2 protein-coding genes are annotated in these 4,970 nt (G+C 73.8%); both read left to right on the forward strand.

Annotated features, from left to right (window positions below; translation table 11 throughout):
- Window positions 1-3,390 (forward strand): SDR family NAD(P)-dependent oxidoreductase (locus ACWGI8_RS39415; RefSeq protein ID WP_453668255.1); only part of this gene is annotated, 3,390 nt, incomplete at its 5' end.
- Window positions 3,391-3,415: 25 nt separating this feature from the next.
- On the forward strand, window positions 3,416-4,970 hold a 1,555-nt coding region (locus tag ACWGI8_RS39420; protein ID WP_453668256.1), incomplete at its 3' end, for a type I polyketide synthase.

Raw genomic sequence — 4,970 nt, forward strand, 5'->3', positions numbered from 1 at the left:
CGTGGTGCGGTCCGCTTCGCGGACGGCATGCGTTGCCTCAACGAGCAGGGCGTGAGCACGTACCTGGAGCTGGGTCCGGACGGGATCCTCTCGGGTATGGGGCAGGGCTGCCTGCCCGAGGACACCGAGGCTGTCTTCGCTGCTGTCCTGCGCAAGGACCGTTCCGAGACCGACACGTTCACCACCGCTGTCGGCACCCTCCACGCCCACGGCGCGGACGTGGACTGGGACGGTGTGTTCGCCGGACGCGGAGCCCGACGTACCGCGCTGCCCACCTACGCCTTCCAGCACCAGCACTACTGGCTGGAAAACGCCTCCTTCGTCGGTGATGCCACTGGCTTGGGCCAGACCGCGACCGGCCACTCCATGCTGGCCGCCGCCGTGGCGTTGCCCGGTACGGACGGTGCCGTGCTGACGGGGCGGCTCTCCCTCACGTCCCACCCTTGGCTGGCGGACCACGCCGTGATGGGTGTGGTGCTGGTGCCGGGGACGGCGATCGTGGAGCTCGCCATCCAGGCCGGGGACCAGGTCGGCTGTGGAGAGCTGGAGGACCTCACCCTCCAGGCACCGCTGGTCGTCCCGGAGGGCGGCGGGGTGGCGCTCCAGGTCACCGTCGGGTCGCCGGACGAACCAGGCCGCCGTCGGCTGACGGTGTGGTCCCGTGACGAGGACGCCGAACCGGACCAGCCGTGGACCCAGCACGCCGTCGGCGCGGTCAGGCGCGCGGACAGCCAGGGCGGGGCCGAGCAGGCGGGTGCCGCTCCGGCCGATCCGTCGGTGTGGCCGCCCCGGGGTGCGGAGCCGGTCGGTGTCGAACCGGAGGATTTCTACGACGACTTGGCCGCGGTCGGCCTGTCCTACGGGCGCGTCTTCCAGGGCGTCCGCGAGGCCTGGCGGCTCGGTGACGACGTGTACGCCGAGGTCGCGCTGCCCGAGGACACTGCCACTGAGGGCTTCGGCCTGCACCCCGCCCTGTTCGATGCCGCGCTGCACGCGCTCGCGCTCGGTGGTTTCGTCGGCGGCGCCGACGGCGAGGGACAGCAGGACGCGGCGCAGGGACCGTGGCTGCCGTTCGCGTGGAGCGGGGTGCGGCTGTACGCGACGGGGGCGTCGACCCTCCGGGTCCGGATTTCGCCCGCCGCGTCGGGCGGTAACGCCGTGTCCCTCACCGTCGCCGACGCGGCGGGCGAAACGGTGGCCGTCGTCGAGTCGCTCGTGCTGCGGCCGTTGGCGGCCGACCAGGTCGCCGCCGCACGCGACGTCACGCACGACACGCTGTTCCGCGTGGAGTGGACGGACCTGGCCGGGACGCCCGCCACCGACGCCGCCCCCGGACCCGGGCTGGACGCGGCCTCCGCCGTCACCGTGTCGTCCGCCGGGGCCACCTCCTGCGCGGTCCTCGATGTGGAGGGGCTGGGCGCTGAGAGGGCCGGTGTGGCGGAGCTGTTCACCGGCGCCGCGGCCGGTCCGGCCACATACGACGGCCTGGCCGCGCTGGCCGCTGCGCAGACCGTGCCCTCACTGGTGTTCGTACCGCTGGGCGGGCACGCGGAGGGCGATGTGGCGGTCCGAACCCGGCAGGCCGCGCACCGTGCACTGGCGCTGGTGCGGGAGTGGCTGGACGAGGACGGGTTCGCGACCTCCCGGCTGGTCTTCGTCACGCGCGGCGCGGTCTCGGCCGCCCGCACGGGGGAGGGCAGTGGTACCGGCGAGGCCGCCCACGGGGTGCCCGACCTGGTCCACTCCGCAGTGTGGGGGCTGGTGCGATCCGCGCAGGCGGAGAACCCGGACCGCTTCACCCTGCTCGACCTGGGCCCGGCTGCCGGTAGCGGTGACGCCATCGCTACGGAGGCCGTCTGGCCGCTGCTCGCCGCCGGGGAGGAACCCGAACTCGCGGTGCGCGGAGACGCGGTACGAGCCCCGCGGCTGGTCCGGGTGCAGGTGCCGGAGCCCGGCGAGCCCGCGCTTGAGGCCCGTACCGGCGACGGGGCCGCCGACGGCGCCGAGGCAGCGGGGGACCGCACACCGGGCGCCTCCGTGTTCGGGCCGGGTGCGGCCGGGGGCACGGTGCTGATCACCGGCGGTACGGGTGCGCTGGGCGCGCTCACCGCCCGGCACCTGGTGACCGCGCACGGCGTCACCGACCTGCTGCTGACCAGCCGCAGGGGCGCGCAGGCCGAGGGAGCCGCCGACCTGGCGGCCGAACTGACCGCGCTGGGCGCCCGCGTCGAGATCGCGGCGTGCGACGTCGCCGACCGTGATGCGCTGTCCGCCTTGCTGTCCGCCGTACCGGAGGACCGGCCGCTGAGCGCCGTCGTGCACACCGCGGGCGTGCTCGACGACGGCGTGATCGGCTCGCTGACCCCGCAGCGTCTGGACATCGTGCTGCGGCCCAAGGCCGATGCGGCCTGGCACCTGCACGAACTGACGCAGGACATGGACCTGTCGGCGTTCGTGCTCTTCTCCTCGGCGGCCGGCGTCTTCGGCAACCCGGGGCAGGGCAACTATGCCGCGGCCAACACCTTCCTCGACTCCCTCGCCCAGCAGCGCCGCGCCCAGGGCCTGCCGGCGGTCTCCCTCGCGTGGGGCGCGTGGGAGCGGTCCGGCGGCATGGCCGGGGAGCTCGGCGAGGAGGAGGCCCGGAGGCTCGCCCGCTCCGGGGTGGCCGGGCTGACCGACAGCGAGGGCATGGCGCTGTTCGACGCGGGCTGCGCCGGTGACGACGCGCTGCTCGTCCCGATGCGCCTCGACCTGGCGGGGGCCCGGGCCCAGGCGGGCGTCACCGGCGTGCCGCCGCTGCTGCGCGGACTGGTGCGCGTCCCCTCCCGGCGCGCGGCGCAGGCCGGTACCGAGCACAAGGGCGCGCTGATCGACCGGCTCGCCGGCATGCCGGAGGAGACGCGTCGCGAGACCCTGCTCGACCTGGTGCGCCGCCACGTGGCGAGGGTGCTGGGCATGGGCGACGCCGAGGCCGTCGAGCCGCAGCGGGCGTTCAAGGAGCTGGGTTTCGACTCGCTGACGGCGGTGGAGTTCCGCAACCACATGAGCGAGGCGACGGCGTTGCGGCTGCCCGCCACGGTGGTCTTCGACTACCCCAGCCCTGTCGCGCTCGTCGACTACCTGCTCGGCGTCCTTCCGTTGCCCAAGTCGTCCGGCCCGAGCATCCACGACGAACTCGACGCGCTGGAGTCGCTGCTGTCCGCGCAGCAGCCCGACGACGTCGAGCGCGCCCGCGTCTCCTCCCGGCTCCAGTCCCTGCTCAACCAGTGGGACGACGGCCACGTCGAGGACACCGCGGACTCCGGCGACAGCACCCTCGCCGAGGTGCTCGACGACGCCACGGACGACGAGATGTTCGAGCTCATCGGCCGCGAATTCGGCATTTCCTGACCGGCTAGGAGAAGAGACCACCACGATGTCCAAGTCCAACGAGGAAAAGCTGCGGCACTTCCTGAAGCAGGTCACGGCCGATCTGCACCAGAGCCGGCAGCGGCTGCGCGAGCTCGAGTCGCACGCGCACGAGCCCATCGCGATCACCGGCATGAGCTGCCGCTACCCCGGCGGCGTGGAGAACCCGGACGACCTGTGGCGGATGGTCGCAGAGGGCCGGGACGGCATCTCGGAGTTCCCCTCGGACCGCGGCTGGGACCTGGAGTTCCTGGTCGGCTCCGACGGTGCCGGGACGGGGGCGCACGCCTCCAGCACCCGCTACGGCGGATTCCTGATGAAGGCGGGCGAGTTCGATCCGGCGTTCTTCGGGATCTCGCCGCGCGAGGCGCTGGCGATGGATCCGCAGCAGCGGCTGCTGCTGGAGGCCGCCTGGGAGGCGTTCGAGAGCGCCGGCATCGACCCCGCCGAGCTGCGCGGCAGCCGTACGGGCGTCTTCACCGGGCTGATGAACAACAACGACTACCTGGCGCAGGGTCCCGACCTGCCCGACGACGTCGGCACGTTCCTGACCACGGGCACTTCCGGCAGCGTCGCCTCCGGCCGCGTCTCCTACACCTTCGGCCTGGTCGGGCCGGCTCTGACGGTGGACACCGCATGCTCGTCGTCGCTGGTGACCCTGCACCTGGCGGTGCAGGCGCTGCGACGCGGTGAGTGCACCATGGCGCTGGCGGGCGGGGCGACGGTGATGTGCGCGCCGGGCAGCTTCGTCGAGGTGAGCAAGGCACAGGGGCTGTCGGGCGACGGCCGGTGCAAGGCGTTCTCCGACGACGCGGACGGCACGGGCTTCTCCGAGGGCGCCGGGATGCTGCTGCTGGAGCGGCTGTCCGACGCCCGCCGCAACGGCCACCGCGTCCTCGCCCTGGTGCGCGGCACCGCCGTCAACCAGGACGGCGCCTCCAACGGCCTGACCTCGCCCAACGGCCCCTCCCAGCAGCGGGTCATCCTGGAGGCGCTCGCCGACGCCCGGCTCAACCCGAGCCAGGTCGACGTCATCGAGGCGCACGGCACGGGCACCGCCCTGGGCGACCCCATCGAGGTGCAGGCCCTGATGGAGACCTACGGCAAGCAGCGGGACGCCGGACATCCCCTCTACATCGGGTCGTTCAAATCCAACGTGGGCCACGCCCAGGCCGCGGCCGGTGTCGGTGGTGTCATCAAGATGGTGCAGGCTCTGCGCCACGCCGCGCTGCCGAGGACGCTGCACGTCAAGCGGCTCTCCACCAAGGTCGACTGGTCGGAGGGCACGGTGTCCGTCCTCACCGAGGACCGCGAGTGGCCCGTGAAGGACGAGCCGCGCCGGGCGGGCGTGTCCTCGTTCGGTGTCAGCGGCACCAACGCCCACATCGTGCTGGAACAAGCCCCCGACGACGGCCCCGACGACGGCCCCGGCGGGGCGGCCGGCACCGTGGCCGGGGGAACCGCGGGGACCGGCACGGCCGTCGGCGCCGACGGGCCCGCGGAGCCGGCCGAGAGGGCCGGGGCCGCCGGGGCGGCCACCGTATCCGCGCCGGGCGCCGCCC

The sequence above is a fragment of the Streptomyces sp. NPDC054841 genome, from assembly GCF_053611045.1.